This is a genomic window from Singulisphaera rosea (assembly GCF_054877945.1).
Genome location: NZ_JBTYIP020000006.1, coordinates 254,684 through 271,553, shown reverse-complemented (window position 1 = coordinate 271,553; position 16,870 = coordinate 254,684). Strand labels below are relative to the sequence as shown.

Annotated in this window: 10 protein-coding genes; 2 read left to right on the top strand and 8 right to left on the bottom strand. The window is 66.6% G+C overall.

Features of this window, described 5'->3' with window-relative positions:
- Window position 1 precedes the first annotated feature (1 nt).
- The 3 genes from ACYOEI_RS14000 to ACYOEI_RS13990 form a co-directional block, all read right to left on the bottom strand.
- Window positions 2–1,633, bottom strand: a complete 1,632-nt coding sequence (locus ACYOEI_RS14000) for a di-heme oxidoredictase family protein (protein WP_462850120.1) — start codon at window positions 1,631–1,633, stop codon at window positions 2–4.
- A 372-nt stretch (window positions 1,634–2,005) separates the two neighbouring features.
- The gene (locus ACYOEI_RS13995) at window positions 2,006–3,316 is read right to left on the bottom strand and encodes a Gfo/Idh/MocA family protein (protein WP_462850119.1); all 1,311 of its coding nucleotides are present in this window, start codon (window positions 3,314–3,316) and stop codon (window positions 2,006–2,008) included.
- Between the two features lie 65 nt (window positions 3,317–3,381).
- A complete protein-coding gene (locus ACYOEI_RS13990) occupies window positions 3,382–6,111 on the bottom strand; it encodes a DEAD/DEAH box helicase (RefSeq protein WP_462850118.1) in 2,730 nt (909 codons plus the stop codon).
- A 513-nt stretch (window positions 6,112–6,624) separates the two neighbouring features.
- Between ACYOEI_RS13990 and ACYOEI_RS13985 the strand changes: the two genes are divergently transcribed.
- Window positions 6,625–8,139: a sigma-54-dependent transcriptional regulator gene (locus ACYOEI_RS13985; protein WP_462850117.1), complete on the top strand. Its 1,515-nt coding sequence runs from the start codon at window positions 6,625–6,627 to the stop codon at window positions 8,137–8,139.
- Here the strand turns inward: ACYOEI_RS13985 and ACYOEI_RS13980 are convergent.
- Both ACYOEI_RS13980 and ACYOEI_RS13975 read right to left on the bottom strand, forming a co-directional pair.
- The gene (locus ACYOEI_RS13980) at window positions 8,126–10,600 is read right to left on the bottom strand and encodes an ATP-binding protein (RefSeq protein WP_462850116.1); all 2,475 of its coding nucleotides are present in this window, start codon (window positions 10,598–10,600) and stop codon (window positions 8,126–8,128) included. The genes ACYOEI_RS13985 and ACYOEI_RS13980 overlap by 14 nt on opposite strands.
- A 160-nt stretch (window positions 10,601–10,760) precedes the next feature.
- Entirely contained in the window at window positions 10,761–11,072 is a 312-nt protein-coding gene (locus ACYOEI_RS13975) for a hypothetical protein (RefSeq protein WP_462850115.1), read from the bottom strand.
- A gap of 581 nt (window positions 11,073–11,653) precedes the next feature.
- Between ACYOEI_RS13975 and ACYOEI_RS13970 the strand changes: the two genes are divergently transcribed.
- Window positions 11,654–12,985, top strand: a complete 1,332-nt coding sequence (locus ACYOEI_RS13970; protein WP_462850114.1) for a glycosyltransferase — start codon at window positions 11,654–11,656, stop codon at window positions 12,983–12,985.
- Here the strand turns inward: ACYOEI_RS13970 and ACYOEI_RS13965 are convergent.
- The 3 genes from ACYOEI_RS13965 to ACYOEI_RS13955 form a co-directional block, all read right to left on the bottom strand.
- A complete protein-coding gene (locus ACYOEI_RS13965; RefSeq protein WP_462850113.1) occupies window positions 12,966–13,448 on the bottom strand; it encodes a hypothetical protein in 483 nt (160 codons plus the stop codon). The genes ACYOEI_RS13970 and ACYOEI_RS13965 overlap by 20 nt on opposite strands.
- Before the next feature lie 214 nt (window positions 13,449–13,662).
- Window positions 13,663–15,792: a M56 family metallopeptidase gene (locus tag ACYOEI_RS13960; RefSeq protein ID WP_462850112.1), complete on the bottom strand. Its 2,130-nt coding sequence runs from the start codon at window positions 15,790–15,792 to the stop codon at window positions 13,663–13,665.
- Window positions 15,789–16,175, bottom strand: a complete 387-nt coding sequence (locus ACYOEI_RS13955) for a BlaI/MecI/CopY family transcriptional regulator (protein ID WP_462850111.1) — start codon at window positions 16,173–16,175, stop codon at window positions 15,789–15,791. The genes ACYOEI_RS13960 and ACYOEI_RS13955 overlap by 4 nt, the downstream gene beginning before the upstream one ends.
- Window positions 16,176–16,870: the final 695 nt, after the last annotated feature.

Sequence of the window (16,870 nt, the reverse complement as noted above, 5' to 3'; positions counted from 1 at the left end):
CTCAGTCGGCCGAGCCCGTCTCGGCGTCGGCTTCAGCTTCGCCCGCTTGCGGGGCGACGAGCGACTTCAGGAACATCTCGACCTGGAGTTGTTCCTTGGGCGAGAGCCCGAAGAACTGCTGGGCGGAGGACGTCCCCTGGCCGCCGTGTCCGGCGACGGCCTGTTCGAGCGTCTGGGCGCGGCCGTCGTGGAGGTACGGGCCGGAGTCGCGGAAACCCCAGAGCGGCGGCGTCCGCCATTCTTGCTTCGTCGCCGGCCGGGCCGCGGGATCGACCCGAGCCACCGGGCCGCCGTTGAGGAGGGGGTTCAAGGGATCCTCGCCGTCGCCGCCGTCGCTGCCGTCATACGACCCGCTGTCGGCCAGCTCCGGCCCCATGTCGTGCAGGAGCAGGTCGCTGAAGACCCCGTCAACGCCCCCGAGGCTCGGGGCATGGCACGAGGCGCAGCCGACGCTCTTGAAGTGGCCTTTGCCCGCGGCGATCGCCTCGGCCTCAGCAGAGGCCCTGGCCAGGCGTTCGACCGGCCTGGGGATGCTCCGCACGTACGCGACGAGCGAGGCGCACTCGGAGGCGGACAGGTCTAGACCGCTCGCGCGGTACTTCGGGGCCTGCGGGCTGATGGCCTGCTCGTGACCCGGCACTTCCAGGCCGAGCTCCATCGCGCACGCGGTTAGTACGAAGTCCTCGGTGTTCGACGTCTGCCCCTTCCACCCCAGCCGGCCGACCCGGCCGTCCTTGAGCCGGCTGACGCGGCCCTGGGTCGCGGGAGACGCCTTCGCCTCTTCGGCGGCGAGGTCCATGATCGCCTTCTCGGAGATCTTGTCGATCAGGCCGATGCCGAAGAGCGAGGTCGGGTTGCGCTGCGAGCGTGAGACGACGAATTCTCCGGCGACGACCTGAATCCTCGGGCCCACCGGGCTAACCAGCTCCGCCCGGGCCTGCTGGAACCGATCCACCGCCGGTTGCGGGGCAGGCGAACCCTGCAGGCTTTCCACCATGATCGTCGCCTTGGTCACCGCCGTGCCGGGATTGGAGATCGCCAGGGCATCAAGGACCACGCCCGGGGCGATGGTCGAGCTCATGAACGCCGGGGGAACACCCACCAGTGGAGTCTTCGAATCAAGCGCCGAACGCCGCCAGGCCTGGTAGTTCGGATCGATCCCGAACTTGTGGAGCACGACCGTCCGGGAGGCGCGGAAACCCGCATGGACATCGAAGAGGGGATCGGAGGTACGAGGCGCCGGCTTGTCGCCGGTCTCCGTCGTCCCGCCCGGGGCCGGGGCCACGGGGATGGGTGCGAGTTGATTCCCGACGTTCGTGCGGGCCGCGCTCAGGATATCGATGTTCTTGCTGATCGGCCCGGCGCCGCCTGCACCCCCCGAGTTGTGGCAGGCCACGCACGAGGTGTCGTTGTACACCGGACCGAGTCCGTCGCCCTTCTGCCCCCTCGCATCGCCCGGGAGCCATTCCCTGTTGAAGATCTCCCGTCCCGTAGCCAGATTATCCGCCTTGCCGGCCTTTACGGCCGAGGGCTCCGCGGCCAGAACGCAGGCCGAGGAGCCGACGAGCGCGGAGATACCAATGAGCCCTAACCATGCGGGCCTGGGACGCGACATCGAAACCAACGTCCGCATCACGTATCCCTCCGTTGGAGCTATTTCGGGCGATCGGAACGATCAAGACAGGACTTCTGTAGGATACCAACGTCTAGGCATTATGCAACGACCAACCTTGGCAATTCGTGCCTCGGTCGATGGAGTTCGTGTTGGCGTCTTATTGATAACTGGCTTGCGCCCCGACCAAGGCCAAACCCAAACGAGGACAAATCAGAAAAGTGCTAGGCGATTCCCGGTTGGATTGCGCACGAATGCGGGGCAGGAGTGCCCCGCCTACCGGCGGTTTGCAGAGTTCCCAGGGTGGGTGGGGCACCCTTGCCCCGCCAGAATGATAAGGCAACGGAGTGTTCCCACTTTGCCAAACCCCTGTGCAGGCCAACCGCAAAAGCCCTAGCCCATCTTGGGCACGGACCAGTGGCCGTCGCGATAGCGTCGGGTGAGCATGGCGGAGGCTTCGTCGTCGCCGAGGAAGGTCTCGGACCTGGGGTCGAATCGGAGCGTTCGACCGACTCGGGCCGCGATGTTGGCCAGGTGGACCAGGGCCGCGGAATGGTGGCCGACGGTGATGTCGGCGTTGAGAGACTTCGAGCGGCCTCGGATGGCGTCGAGGAAGTCCTGGTGGTGGGCCGCCAGGTCGGCCGCGCCGGTCCGTTCGGCGAGCTTCGCGTTCCTGGGGCCGTAGAGAGTCCAGCCGACCGTATGGCCGATCACGAGCATCCCCCGCGTCCCGTAGAACGCGGCGCCGTTCTCATAGCCCTCCTGGACGTAGGGGGACCAGATCCGCTGTTCAAAGATCAGTTGTTTGGCCCGGCCGGGTCCGGCGGCGTCAGGGTACTCGAAGACGGCGTATTGGGTGTCGGGGAACTGCTGGTCGTCGTCGAAGAACGACTTCCCCCCGAGGCAGGCGACGCGACTCGGGTGGGTCTCGACGCCGAGGCCCCAACGCGCAACGTCGATGTCGTGGACGCCGTCGTTGCCGATGTCCCCGCAGCCGAAGTCATGCCACCAACGCCAGACCCCCGGAAGCATGTTCGGACGGTACGCGACCGCCGGCGCGGGACCGAGCCAGAGGTCGAAGTCGAGTTGCGGCGGCGGTTCCGACGGCGACGACTTGCCGATCGTCCCCCGGCGCTGGCTGTTCCAGGCCTTGGCGACCAGGACCTCGCCGATTTCCCCGCCGTGGACGCGAGAGATGGCGTCGCGGACGACCTCGGTACTACGACTCTGCGTGCCGACCTGGAGGAGCTTGCCCGTGCGAGCGACCGCCTCGGCCATCAGCCGCCCCTCGCGGACATTATGGCAGCACGGCTTCTCGACATAAACATGCTTCCCCGCGTCCAGGGCGAGGATCGCCGCGGGGGCATGCCAGTGGTCGGGCGTCGCGATCCAGACGGCCTCCACCTTCGGGTCGTCGAGGACCTGCCGGAGGTCGCCGACCACCTTCGGCCCTTTCCCCGCCCCATTCTCCACGATCGAGGCCGCCTCGGCCCCCCGCGTTCGGTCGACGTCGCAAACGTACGCGACCTCCACATCCCGCCTGGCCGAGAGGAGCTTGAGGTGCTGCCCCCCCATCCCCCCCGTGCCGATCAGCCCAATCGTGACGAGGCGTTCCTCCCCCTTCGCCGCCACACCCCCGATCGCCAAGCCCGCCACGCCCAAGGCACCCCGTTCGAGAACCGTCCTGCGCGTGATCGTTCTCATCGTCGGGTCCTTCGTGTTTTTGAAATTCTCAAATCATCCGTGGATAACAACCTCTTCGTTTCCTCTCAAGTCCCCGCCCCGCTGACCGCCAGCAACTTCGCCAGCGCCTGGGCAAGTGCGTCCAGCGAGCTCTTGTCCGGCAAGGTGACCGTCAACTTCGGCTTTCCGTCCGGGTCGTCCTCGAGGCACGACTCGAGCCCGGACTTGAGGTTGGCGACGAGCGCGTCGGGGGGTGGGGCGGAGTCCTTCTGCGAGACGAGCTCGCCCAGGAACTTGAACGCGGCGCCGAGGAGCTCGCCCCCGGCCGCGGAGACCCGCTCGCGGTGGGCGGCGGAGAGCGTTCGGGAGGTCTCCTCGGACTCGCGCTTCACGCTCTCGTCGACGGGTGCCTCGGGGCGGGCGCCGAGGAGGATTTCCAGGCGGGCCTTGAGCTCCTGGAGCCCGCTCGAGAGGGCGACCTCGTCCACGTCGGATTCCGCATCGAGGGCGGCCAGGGCGAGGTCCTTCTTGGCGGCGATCGTCCCCAGCAGGTTCTCCTCGATGCTCTGCTCGGTCACCAGGACGAACACCTGGACCGGCTGCGTCTGGCCCATGCGGTGAGCCCGGGCGATCCGCTGCTCGAGGACGGCCGGGTTCCAGGGCAGGTCGACATTGATCACCGTATTCGCGGCCTGGAGGTTCAGACCCGTAGAGCCGGCGTTCGTGGCCAAGAAGAGCATGCATTCCGGGTTCGCCTGGAAGCGTTGGACCAGCTCGGCCCTCTGCTTCTGGGGCACGCTGCCGTCGAGCCGGACGAACCCCATGCCTCGCTTCTTGAGCAGCGGCTCGATCAGGTCGAGCATCGTCGTCCACTCGGAGAAGACGATCACCTTGCGCCCGTCCTCGGCGGACAATCGCTCGAAGAGCTCGTCGAGGCGCGCGAGCTTGGTGGAGTACCCCGGCAGCTCCTTGTCCAACAGGACGGTGCTATCAGCCACCATCCGACACATCAGGAGGGCCTTCTGGAGCCGCAGCAGGTCCATCTCGGTGATGAAGTGCTTGGCGGTGATCGAGGCGACGATCCTCATGTGGTTCCGGTGCAGCTCGAGCTGTTCGTCGCTCGGCGGGATCCGGACGAACTCGATGGTCCTCGGCGGGAGCTCGAGCTTGACGCTGTCGCGCGTCCGGCGGAGCAGGATCGGCTTGAGCGTCTCGCGGAGGTCGGCGAGGTTCTTGTACCCGAGGAGCTTCCCCTTCTCGTCCACGACCCGATGCTTGTTGAAGAACCGGAACCCGGGCCCGAGCCGAAGGGCGTCGATGAATTCGACCACCGAATAAAGGTCGTCGAGGCGGTTCTCGAGCGGGGTGCCGGAGAGCACCAGGGCGAAGCGAGACCGTAGGCTCTTGACGATCCGGCTGGTCTTCGACTCCCAGTTTTTGATGCGCTGGCCTTCGTCGAGGATGATCAGGTCCCAGGACGCCTTCTCGATCGCCAGGATGTCGCGGAGGACTTGCTCATAGTTGCAGACGGTGAAGAAGCAGTCGCCCCCGTATTGCTCGCCCCGCTCGGCCATCCCGCCGCCGACGAGCTGGACGTCCCGGTCGCAGAAGCGGTGGATCTCGCTCCGCCACTGCGACTTCAGCGAGGCGGGGCAGATGACGAGGACTCGCCTGATGTCGGCCTCTCGGGCGAGGAACTCGGCGACACCGACCCCCTGGATCGTCTTGCCGAGCCCCATGTCGTCGGCGAGGATCGCGCGCCCGACCCCGGCGGCGAACGCGATCCCGTCGAGTTGGTAGGGGAGCAAGGGGACCCTGAGCAAGGTCTTCCGGAGCGGGTGCGAGGCGGGGTCGCTGCGGATCTCGGCGGTCTTCTCTCGCATCCGGGCCTGGAACAGGCGTTGCTGGATGAACTCTTCGGCGTCGGGATAGATCAGGAGATCCTTGCCCGCCTTCTGGAGCGCCGCGAGTCGCTTCATGAGCACGCCCATGTCCTCGATCGGGCGGTCCTTCAGGGGTGCGATGAGCTTCGCGGTCGCCTCGTCGACGACGTCGGGCATCAGGAGTCGGAGGGTGACTTCGCCGTCGTAGCGGAGGTGGAGCGCCAGGTGCTTGCGGCGATAGGGCTTCTTGAGGTCGGCCGTGTTGAAGCGTCGCTTGATCTTGCCGAGCACGTTGATGACGTGCTTGCAGGTCCCCAGCGTGTTCGTGCGGAAGTCGGGGCAGGAGCAGAAGGAGTCGCCGGGTTCGAGGCCTCGGAGGGAGACGCGGTAGCTCTTGCCGCTGACCTTGTTCGTGACCGTGTAGTCGGTCCAGGGGGTCGAGGGGTCGAGGGCCTTCACCATCATCTTCTCGCCCTTGGCCCGCTCGGCGCGGTCGGCCAGGGCCCGGGCGACCAGCTCATCCTCGGCCAGGCTCTCCGCGGGCACGCGAGGCTCGGGCGGCGCCGCCAGGCCCAGCGAGACCTTGTCCTCGAGGATCAGGGAGAACGCAGCTCCCGCATGCTCGCAGGCCACGTCGCAGTGCGTGCAATTCCAGTGGAGCCGGTCGCGGGCCTCGGCCATGAGGGTGATCGTGACGACGATCGGCTTCTTCTTGGGATCGTCTTGCGCGGGCGGGAAGCGAAGGCGGAAGAGGTCGTCGCCGAGATACACATCCTCGTCGAGGTCGAAGTCCCAGAGGTTGGCGCTCTTCTGGATCAGGGATTTCCCGGTGGGCCCGAGTAGCTTGCACGCCTCCAGGAAGGTGAGCCGGGAAAGGCGGTCTTTCAACGACAGGCGCCCGCTCGGACGGGTCGTCATGACCTGCATCGGCATGGCCAACACTCCAAAACGAAGATCGATAACTCCCTACGAGATGAGCTTGTCCTCCCTGGTCCAGGCCTTCCCAGTCTAATCAAGCCCGGCGCCGACCGTTAGTATCCGTCGGCGAACCGGAATTCCTCGCAGGAAAAGCGGCCCCACAACTGAGGCCTCAGAAGGTGGTTCGTCGCACGATCCAGGGGAGAGGCTCTGCCGCGCCTATGCGGAGCTCGAATTCTCGACCGGCGATCCGGGAATCCCCGACGGGACAACGACTTTATCACGATATTTCATTAAACCAATGACATTTCAAATGCAAATCCCGACCAGCCCCCTCGGGGCGACACCCCGTTTCGGCCGCTCCATACGAGGGATTACGGAAAGCTCGACCATCCTCCCCAGACGGAAAGCCGTCGGGCCGATTCGGGAGACCCCGACTTGTTTCGGGAGGCGAGGCCGATCATCATAAGGAATCTGGCCGCCAAGTCCCCGGCGAAGAATATCCGATAGGCGGAGTCGTGCCTGCCGATGTCCGCATCCAAGACGCCCCTCATCCTGATCGCCGACGACGATCCGAACATCGTGAAGGCGCTGAAGTTCCACCTCGAGAGTTGGGGGTGCCGCGTCGCGTCGGCGGCGAATAAGGAGCAGGTCTACCGGGCGATCGACCGCGAGCCGCCGGCATTGCTCCTGCTGGACGTCCGCTTCGGCGAGCACGACGGGGTCGAGCTGCTCCAGGGCCTGACCCGGAGGGATCCCGGGTGCGCCGTGATCATGCTGACCGCTTATGGGACGATCGACAGTGCCGTGTCGGCGATGAAGCTGGGCGCGACGGACTACCTGACCAAACCCCCGGACCTGAACCGGCTCAAATTCCTGGTCAGCGAAACGATCGCGAAATCGGCCGAGCGTCGACGCCCCGGCGAGACTGCCTCGGGGAATAGCAGCGGAGTTGCCTCGGGAGCGAACCCGGGCCAGGGCCAGGGGCAAACCGCGTCGGGCGAGACGGCTCCCGGACCGCTGCTGATCGGCCGAGGGCCGGCGACCACCAGGCTCCGCGAACTGATCGCCGGGGTGGCACCCACGGACGCCACCGTCCTGATCCTGGGCGAGAGCGGCACGGGTAAAGAAGTCGTCGCCCGCGCCCTCCACGCCAGGTCGAACCGCAAGGGGGGGCCGTTCATCGCGCTCAACATGGCCGCCCTGCCCCGCGAGTTGGTCGAGAGCACGCTCTTCGGCCACGAGAAAGGGGCGTTCACGGGGGCCGACCAACCCCAGCAAGGGTCGGTCGAGGCGGCCGACAAGGGGACACTGTTCCTCGACGAGATCGGCGAGATGGAGGTGGGCCTCCAGGCCAAGCTGCTCCGGTTCCTCCAGGAGCGGACATTCCAGCGCGTCGGGTCGAGCAAGCCTCGCCCCGTGGACGTGCGGATCGTGGCCGCGACCAACCGCGACCCGCTCGAACAGGTGCGGCAGGGGCAGCTTCGCGAGGACCTTTATTACCGGCTCAACGTCGTGCCCATCGTCTTGACCCCGCTGCGCGGCCGCCGCGAGGACGTCCCGGAGCTCGCCGAGTACTTCCTCCGCCGCGTCTCCTCGCGATACGGCAAGGACTTCGACGGCTTCACCCCCGAGGCGCTCGACGCCCTCGCCCGATACGAATGGCCGGGGAACGTCCGGCAGTTGGAGAACATGGTCGAACGCCTGGTGATCTTCGGCACCGGCCCGAGGATCGGCCTGGATGCGATCCCCCCCGAAATCATGGTAGCGTCGGGGATCGGCGTCGAAACAGGCCTGGGTGCGATGGCCAGGCCCACGCCCACCGAGGCCCCGGCCCCATTCGGCTCAATGCCACAGGGGATCGCATCGCCGACGGCGACCCCGGGCGAGGCCTTGCGGCCGATCGAGCAGATGGAGAAGCAGGCGATCGAGGACGCACTCCGCCAGTGCCGCGGCAACGTCCGTGAAGCGGCACGATCGTTGGGACTCGGCCAGGCGACCGTTTATCGCAAGATCAAGCGGTACGGGATCAATCCGGGTTGATCTCGTCCGGGCCGTCCAGGCCTCGGCCGATCCGGTCGACGAGGCGAGCGATCTCGCCGATCAGCTCGTCGATGAGCGACCCGTCTTGCCCTTCCCTTGCAGCGTCCTCGATGAGGCCGGCGACCTCGGTCAGTTCAGGGTAGCCGTACATCCCGCCGCTCCCTCGCAGGGTGTGGGCGACCTTGCCGAGATCGACCAGTCTCCCCTCCTCGAGAGTCCGGCGGAGCTCGAGGACGCAATCGGGGAGGGTCGCGACGTAGTCGCGAACCAGCTCCATGAAGTCGGCGTCGTCGGCCATTGCGCTTTGCAACGGCCCCTCGGCCGGGGCGATCGCGGGCGGCGTTGCGTGCGGGGGAGAGGCCGGAGTTATCGGGCGGGTCGCTGTTCGTGAGGAGTGGCCCTCGAGGTGACGGCGAAGGGCCCGCGCGAGTCGTTCCGGCTCGACCGGCTTGCGGAGGTAGTCGTCGCAACCGGCGGCGAGGCACAGCTCCGCGTCTCCGGCCAGGACGTGCGCGGTCAGGGCGATGATCGGGCCGACGAATCCCCGCTCTCGGAGGAGGCGCGTGGCGCCATACCCATCGAGCTCGGGCATCTGGATGTCCATCAGGATCAGGTCGTAGGGCCGGCTCGTCCCGAGCTCGACGGCGGCCCGGCCATCTTCGGCAATCTCGATCGAGAGGCCGAGTCGCTCGAGGTAATAGGTCAGGACCCGCTGGTTGTCCCGACTATCCTCGGCGAGGAGGACCCGCCCTCGGAGCGGCTCGTGCGGCTCGTCGGCCGCCACGGTATCCGACCCAAGCAAGGCAACCCCGCCCCCGGGGGGTTCGAGCAGGCTGGCGGACGAGGGGAGGACGACTGGGATGCGGAGGGTGAACAGGCTGCCGAGCCCGGGCGCACTCTCGACGAGGATCTCACCCCCCAGGCTCTCGGCCAATCGCCCGGCGATCGACAGCCCCAGACCGGAGCCGCCGTGGAGCCGGGTGAGCGAGGCGTCGGCCTGATAGAACGGGTGGAAAATCTGGGAGAGTTGCTCGGGAGTCATCCCGATCCCACGGTCCCGGACCTCGAACCGGAACCAGGTCGCGTGCCGGTCGTCCCGGCCTTCGAGGCCAAGGTCAACGTCCACTGATCCTTCGGGCGTGAATTTGATCGCGTTCGAGACGAGGTTGTGGAAGATCTTCCGGAGCCGGACCGGGTCCGTGCGGATCTCGCGCGGGCAGCGCACCTCGGAGGAGACGGCGAGGTCGACCCCCTTCTCGCGAGCCCGGACGTTGAGCTCGGAGAACACGTCCGCCAGGAGCGAGACGGGGGACGCGGGGACCAACTCCGGGGCCGAGTGGTCGGTCTCGAGCTTCGTCAGGTCGAGGATGTTGTTGATGACCTGTCGGAGATGGTCGCCGTTGCGGTGGATGGTCCCGAGCGCATCTTCTCGGGCTTCGGGGGAGAGGCTCGCGTCGTGGAGCATCGCGGCCGAGCCGAGGATCCCGGTGAGCGGGGTCAGGAGTTCGTGGCTCATGTTGGCGAGGAACGCGCTCTTGGCCCGACGTCCGGCCTCGGCCGAGTCCTTGGCCCGGCGGAGTTCGTCCCGGGCCCTCGCCTGCTCGGTGACGTCTCGGATCACGACGGCCAGGCCGCGAGGGGCCTCCGACACCGAGCCTCGGAGCGGACGAAGGTCGATCCTGACGTCGATCGGCCTCCCCGTCCGCGCGTGACGGAGCCGACCCTCGCCGGACCAGTGGCCGGAGGACAGGGCCGTGGGGATCGCCGTGGTCCTCGCCAGGAATCGGGTCTCGTCGGTCAGGTAGTCGACGATCATCGTCGACGCGACATCGACGGGCCCGCGCAGGCCGGCCAGGGCGATCCCGGCCGGATTGAGATACGTCACGCGGAGTCCCAGGTCCACCAGCGCGATGAAGTCGCTGCTATCTTCGACCAGGTCGGCGAACATCCGGAGTTGTTCGTCGCGCTGACAGCCCGCGGTCTCGATCGGCCGGGACTCGCCCTCCTCAACCCCGGCGCGGACAATTGCCTCGACGACCCCTTCCGCCGACACAACCGGCGTGTCGGTCCAGGAAAGGATCCTCGAACCACCGTCGCGTGAACACCAGACGCCCGTGGAACGCCTCGGGAAAGCCGAGTCTGCCCAGGTAGTCGAGTCCAGGAGCGCCGAAAGCTCCGAACGTCCCGCTTCGGGGATCATGGGATGATCGAGGAGGAGACGTCCCCGGACCTCGTCCCGACGGAAGCCGCTCAACGACTCGCAGGCCCGGTTGAACTCGAGGACCGTACCGTCGCGTCCCACCACCATCATGGGGGCGGGGTTGGCGTCCAGCACGGCGGCCATCAGGCCCGGGAGGTCGTCCGAGGCCGACCATCCTCGTCCCCGGTGGCCGAAACGGCCCGGTGAGAGTCCCGTCACGTCTCCGCGGGGCGGAGTCTCGATGTCATCCAATTGTGGCATGGGCCGACATCCGGATTCCGGCGAAGGGCGCCAACTCGAGGGCTCGAGTGCCTGTCGGCCGGGCGGGGGTTTTAGTTTCGATGACCGAGCGGAGCTTCGCAATCCCCACCGGCCAGGTCCTGAAGCCTTATCCTGTCGAAGTCCAAATTCCGGGGCGGAGTCAACAGCGACGACCGCCCTGGGAACGCCAAGCCGCCAAGCGAGCCGGCTCGATCCGGATCCCCCCCGCCTTCGACCCGAACCATCGCCCGGAACTGGTGACGTATCGGCCATCGACCGTCACCAAGGCAACGACAGGGACCAAGCAGGTTGGAGTGACAACCGACGCCAAGACCGCCAACGCCAGGTCGAGCCCGCGTTTCCACGCATCCGGACCAAACTGACCGGCCAGCGAAACGTCCCCCGAACCACCACCGAAGAGGCAGCGTCGCCCCGGTCGCTTGACGTCGCGAATGTTTCGATTTGTCACCATCGACTGATCCTCACTCACATCGTGCGGTGGGTTAGACGTAAGCTGACCGACATGTAAAGCAGATGCCATGCCAACGGCCTCGCGTCGGGCAGCGATCACGCGAGAACCGCGGATATTCCGGGGTTTTGGTGAGGAGAACGCCAGCAACCTCTCTCCGACCGCATCGTCCTGCCTCATCTCCGGAGGCCATGTCTTCTCAGAATGAGAGAGGTTGGCGTTCGGAACGGGGCAAAGAGGTAAGAAATTCCGACGAATTCGACTCCGGCACAATAATTGGTAGTAGCATGGGGTATCGTCCGATCCGGACTCCGGTCGACCCGCTCTCGGAGCGGCGGATGTATGCCGGTTTCTCCCGAAACGGAGTGGCCTGCGGACCTCGTTCTTTGAGGACCGAGCCTCGCCACCCGCGATCGACCAACGTCCCTCCTGCGAAGCCCCGAAGTGGCGAACCGCCCTTCGGAGAGCCCGCCACGAGTCAAACTCGGGCGAAGGAGGACCGACAGGTCATCCGGCCCTTTGCTGAGGTTCCGACGCTGTTCTCGACGCCATGACGCCTCACCCTTACGGAACGAGATGAGAACATGGGCCAAGGTCCTCGGATCGGATATATCGGCATCGACGCCATGTCGGGGACGGCGGCCAGCGGCGAGGCGATGGGCCTACTCAAGGCCGGCGTCCCGCTCGAATTGATCTCCCTCGATCGGATCGAGACGCCGATCACCGGGAAGGACGAGGCGGTCGACGCGCTCCGGCATGCGGCCCAGCCGCTCGAACCGATCGGCATGGCCCGCGCCCTGGTCGCCTGCGTGCTGGCCCCGATCCTCTTCGGTCGCCGTTTCTGGGTCGCCCTGGGCAAGGCGATCTTCATTCAGCCGGGAAGCCCGGGGGATCGGCTCGAAGGGCTCGCCCAGTGGATCCCCGCAGTGCTGCTGGCGATCCGCTGGCGGTGTCGGGGGATCGGCCACATCCATGCCCACTCGGCAAACGCGTCGACAGCGATCGCGATGCACACCGCCGAGTTGCTAGGGATCGGTTTCAGCTTCACGGGCCATTCGACGGGCCTGCACGAACACCGTGCCGGCCTCGTCGCCAAGCTCCGCCGCGCCCGCTTCGTCGTCTGCCTGTCGGAATACCACCGAAGGCTCTATCTCTCGCTCGGAGCCGACCCGTCGAGGCTGTCCGTCGTCTACGGCGGGGTCGACGTGGGGCCGCTCGCCGACGCCTCCTCCTCGATCGAGGCCGACCCCGAGGAGACGCCCCCGCGGATCCTGGGCCTCGGTCGACTTGTGGAAGGCAACGGCTTCGACGACCTGATCGTCGCCTGCGCACTGCTCCGCGCCGACGAGACTGAATTCGAGTGCGTGATCACCGGCGCCGGCCCGGAGTACGAGCGTCTCGCCCGGTTGGTCACCCACTGTCACCTCGAGGGATACGTCCGGCTCACGGGCCGCAACGTCCCCGAGGACGACCTGGCCGGACTGATCGCGTCGTCGCAAATCGTGGCCCTGCCCTGCGTCAGCGACCGGGAGGGGGACATGGACGGCCTGCCTCGGGCCCTGATCGAGTCGCTGGCCTGCGGCCGGCCCACCGTGACGACGCGCCTGGGAGGGATCCCCGACCTCGTCCGTGACGGCGAATACGGGCTGCTCGTGGAGCCGGGAGATGTCCGCGGCCTCGCGCTGGCCCTCGGTCGACTCCTGGCCTATCCCCACCTGGCCGCCCACATGGGAGAACAGGGCCAAGCCTGGGCCCGCGAGCACTTCGGGGTCGACAAGGCGGTCTACCGCCTGGCGTATCTCTTCCGTTGGGCCTCCGAGGCCCCCGGCCACTCGCCCCCCGACAAAGTCTGGCCGGCCGCCCCGGGCGCCGAGTTGGAATACCGAGGCCCTCGACTCACCGGCGCGACTCGCTGAGAGGGGCGGAACCCGCCCGGGCCCGCGAACCTCGGTCGATTAAATCCAGGAACAGGATCAACAACGGCACGAAGATCAGGAAGAAGAGATAGCCTTGACGGGTCATGCCAGTCGCCTTGGCAAGGCCCGGCCCCCCGTCCGTCCAATTCACCTCGAGCTGGACCCCTTGCCCGAATACGTCGAAGGCCACGAGCGCGAGCAGCCCGCAGACGCCACAGACCAGGATCTGGAGCTGCACTCCCCGGACGGCCCGAAGCCGATCCCGTCTGGTCCAGAGCCAGATCGATGCCGCGTTCGCCAGCACGAAGCACGCGAACCAGACGAGCGCAACTCGGGCCGATTGGAATGAGGCCAGGACCGCACCGACAAGCATCCAGGCCGTGCAACCGACCTGGGCACCAATCCAGCCGCCCTTATTCCACTGGTACATACCCGGCCCGACCATCGGAGTCTTGGTCGACATGCGATCTCTCCCCGCCTCGCTTCGGCTGACTCACGGGCCGACGAACGGCATCAACAGCCGACCATCGTCACGCATCGATCATCATACTCTCGAACGACCGGTCTCTTCTATCCTCCGCCGTTGGGAGGAGTCACGGGACTTCGAACGACGATGAGGAGGGCCGACGCCCTCCCCATACGGCTGAAGAAACATCGGGACGATCCGCCCACGACCTTCAGAAGAGCTCCGCGAAGGCGACCCTGAGCGCATCGGCGAATGACACGTCCCCCTCGACCCTTACGGTGACCGCCGTCCCCACCTGATGAACCCGACACGCCCGAAGCTGGCGCTTCGCGACCTCCAGGGCCAGCCTCGCGACATCGGACGGTTTGCCGTCAGAGGCCTTGATTTTCCCATCGAGGGCCGTCTTGGCCCTGCCCAAGAGGGCTTCGGCCGCCCGGACGATCCGACGTCCATTCACGTCCGCGTCGCAGTCGGCGGTCGCCTCGAGCTTGATCGTGTCGGTCCCGTCGAGTGCAAGGATCCAGCGGTTCGCATTCTTGAGGACATCCGCGGCTTCCCGTCCCGCCGGTTCCTCCGGATCTTCCTCGAGCAGCCAACCTTGATCGCGGTTGTTGAGCACGACGGCGCACAATCCCCGTTCCGCCTTCCGCCAGTCATCACCACGGGTGTAGTCGGGACGGTCCCCGTCCCCTCGCTGGATGTACCGACGCACGCCCGACTCGTCATCAAGCACGACGGTCCGCGCATCCGGGAAATACAGGCAAGGGTCGGGCCCGAGCTGGACCAGCTTCTTGGCGTGAAAATACACTTTCCCTTCGAATCGTGATTCGACGAATCCGGCATCCGTCGAGCCGAAAACCTTGGCGAGAGCATCGAACCGCGCCTTCCAGTCGACGTCGGAGACCGAGCGGACCATGATCCCCGTCATCATGAACCGACCCTGCTTGCCCGTCTTCCGGTCTCGAGGCGTGATGAAGACTCCCACAGTCATCTGCTCGATCGACTCCGGCGTCAGCCCGCAGTCGGGGAACGCTTTCGCGAGGAGGGCGTCGAGTTGGTCGCGCGGGTCCTTCGTCCCTGCCCGCTGGAAGAGGGCCGCGGGATGGATCGCGAAGAAGCCCATCGCCTTCTCGGGGATATAAGCGAGGTTATATGCAGGCACCTCGGGGACAGCCGCACCGCCCGCAGGGGGAGTTTTCAGGGCCAGGCCCGCCTCGGCGGGAGCGGGCTCGGCCGCTCGGCTCGGGGTCGGTGGTCGGAGGGCCGTAACCCCGAGGCCGACGGCCGCGAGGAGGCCGATCACCAGCGCACGCCCCGCGACGGGGAGCGTGCCATCCTTGACAGAGACTTTCGAGTTCAACACGTGAATCCTCCTGATCAGGTGTCCTTTCGCCGGCAGGAACGTCCCGGCCGGCCACGCGAGCGATCTCCCGTCCGCCCGCAACGCGAGTCGCGAAAGGGCGAGGGTGTAGAGATGACGTCCCCCGGCGAGTTCGGCCCCTCGGGCGTCGGCGGCCAGCTCCTGTTGCAGTTGGAGCCGACCGACGAGCCAGCGGACCAGGGGGTGATAGAAGTGGACGGCCATGCCGACCCTCGCCACAAACCCCGCGACGTAATCCTGCCGAGCGATGTGCGCCAGCTCGTGTGCGAGCACCGCGCGACGCTCAGAGTCGTCCCAGGCCCGCCAACCGTCCGGCAAGAGGACCAGCGGCCGACGCCAACCCACCGCCGCCGCGGTCGCCAGCCCGGCCAGCTCACGGACCTCCACTGTCTTCTTGATCTGGAGTGCCTCGCGAAACGAGTCGACCAGGGCGAGCAGCCCCGTCTCCGCGACCGGCCGGCTCCGACGCCTGGCGTCCCCCACGCCCCAGAGGCCGATCATCAGGCGGAATAGGCTCGCCCCCATCCCCGCCATCAAGATGATCCCCAAGGCCCTCGACGAAGTCGAATCCTCCGTTCGGAACGGGATCGTCCCCCATTCGACCCGGCCCCGAAGCCACTCCACGAAAGCGGACGACCACACGACCCCGCGCCCACCGTCCGAGAGTCGCCCCGGAACTCCGATCGGGGTCTCAGTCGACCTCCGGTCTGGTCCCGAAATCGGGACGGTTCCCAACTCTCGCGCCGAAACGCTCGACGTCGAATGCTTCCCGGTGAGGCCGGGGATCGGGCAAGAGGCCAACGGCGTAAGGACGATCACGAGGCCCAATGCGACCGAGGCGACCCAGGCCCCTGCCCTGGGCCCCCGTCGCGACAGGAACCGCTCCAGGCCCAACGCGGCCAAAGCCACGAACGTGACCGGGACCGACGACCAGACGAACGCCCGCCCGAGCTCGCTCATGATTCCTGCTCCTTCAGGATCTCGAGGAGGACCGCCCGCTCCCGGTCGGTCAACGACTTCTGTTTGAACAGACGCACGAACAACTGTTCGCGCGACCCTCGAAAGACGCGTCGGATCATGTCGCCGACGAAGCGTTCAGAGACTTCGTCGAACGATCGGGACGCCCGATAGAGAAACGGCCTCGCGTCGTTGACCTGCTCCAGAAAATCCTTCTCGTGCAGGATCCTCACGAGGGTGGCCACGGTCGTATAGGCCCGATCCAGGCCCGATTCGGCCAGCAGGTCGCGGACCTCCGACGCCGTGGCTTCCCGCTCCAGGGCCCAGAACACGTGCATCACTTCCAGCTCTCGTTCCGTGAGATCACGCGCGGGCGGTCGCGCCATGCCGGACCTCCTTCGGTGTTCCCCAAACCCGAAGAAGAGGCCGCCGATCGGCCGCCCTTCACGATTTGGTTTCTCAAATTTGGTTTACCAAATGTATCCTCCCGCCGGATCCTGTCAACGCCATTCGAGGCGTGCTCAAAACCGGGAAAAGGAAGAGGCGGGCAAGGGTCGACGTGGCGAGCGTGGGGAGGATGCGAGGTCGAGAGACCTAAAAATCACGAAAGCAACGCCAACGCCAGTGCCGATCGTCGAGCGTGATGCGCGCCAACCGCCCTGCGGTGCGAGGGAGGAATTACGTCGCGCGTTCGCCGGAGCCCCTCGCGCTCGAGCGGTGGTACGCCCGGTCTTGAACGAGAAAGCTGATGAGCCTTATGGGGCGATGAACGGCGACCGAAATCCTCGGAGGGCGAAAACCTCGCACCTGCCGTCGAGCCCGTATCCGCTAAAATCGCGAGAGAACCCAGAGAGGGTCCAACTTGGCAATCCTCGGCGACGGCAACTCACTCGTTTTCTCGGTCGGCATCGGCGAGAATCTCCCCGAAGTCTGACGTCGAGCCTGCGGTGGCCACGATATCGCCGCTAACGCGTGCAGAACGGGACCGGGAACTCGGTAATCTCGACCGAGACGAGCCCAGCTAGGGTTCGAGTCGTCCGGACCGACGAAGAGGTCATGCTGGCATGCGAAACGTGATTCG